Origin of the sequence: Agathobaculum faecis (assembly GCF_014287995.1) — a bacterium.
Taxonomy (GTDB): Bacteria; Bacillota; Clostridia; order Oscillospirales; family Butyricicoccaceae; genus Agathobaculum; species Agathobaculum ammoniilyticum.
The window spans coordinates 1-788 of sequence record NZ_JACOPL010000069.1 but is presented as its reverse complement, the minus strand read 5'-3'; the positions used below and the strand labels follow the sequence as shown (position 1 = coordinate 788).

At 53.8% G+C, this 788-nt stretch carries 1 protein-coding gene and 1 pseudogene; both read right to left on the bottom strand.

Going from position 1 to position 788, the window contains the following annotated elements; genetic code table 11:
• Positions 1-287: pseudogene (locus H8S45_RS16510) on the bottom strand (hypothetical protein); the annotation flags it as partial.
• A 339-nt stretch (positions 288-626) separates the two neighbouring features.
• On the bottom strand, positions 627-779 hold the full coding sequence (locus tag H8S45_RS15865) for a phage holin (protein WP_330603229.1): 153 nt from the start codon (positions 777-779) through the stop codon (positions 627-629).
• Between the last annotated feature and the right edge of the window lie 9 nt (positions 780-788).

Below are 788 nucleotides of genomic sequence, written 5' to 3'. Positions count from 1 at the left end.
GCCGCCCGCAGGTGGAAGCGCCCGCGCTCCGCGAACCAGTCCTTGCCGTTGTAGCAGCTTGCCGTGCGCGGGATGATTCCGGCATTACCGGACTGTGCCGCGCACCAGCTTATAAACATATGGCACCAGTAGGCTTCCGGTCCGTTCAGGCCGTACCACTTGCCGTATTTCGTCCAGTTATTCGAGCCTGCGTTTGCGGTCTTGCTGTCAAGGCCCGCATTGCTCGCTTTCTCCAGATAGCCGACCTCTGCGGCGGCAACCCTCAAAATACCGCTTGCTTTCCCCAAATGATTCACCTCAATTTCAAAACAAAAAGCCCCACCTTGACACAGGCGGGGCTTGTGGTATAATATGAACATAAAGAGGCGCTGTCGGCAGACGGCTGACCCAATTACACAGTTAAAGTAACCGCTTCATTTGGTCGTGAGGGCGGTTACTTTGCATTTATGGTCAAAATATGTAGCAATAAGATTGCACATATCAAAACTCGGAAGAGCTTTATGCCCATAAGCACCACCTCCCTTTTACAGGAGAGTGGCCAACCGCCCGCCGCTGGGAACGACAGCGCCCGACATATTATACCATCGCACGCCGCCCTGTGTCAATTTGCCGCCATCGGGCGGCTTTTATTTTGCTTTTCTCGATTCTCTAAGCGCTTTATCTGCCTCGATCGCCGGTGCTGTAAAGCTGTTGTTTTTCCACCACGCCACTACTGCGGCGATCACAGTCCATAGCGTCGTCACAATGGTTTCCACCTGCGCGTCCTCAATTGGCAGCACAGCGATACC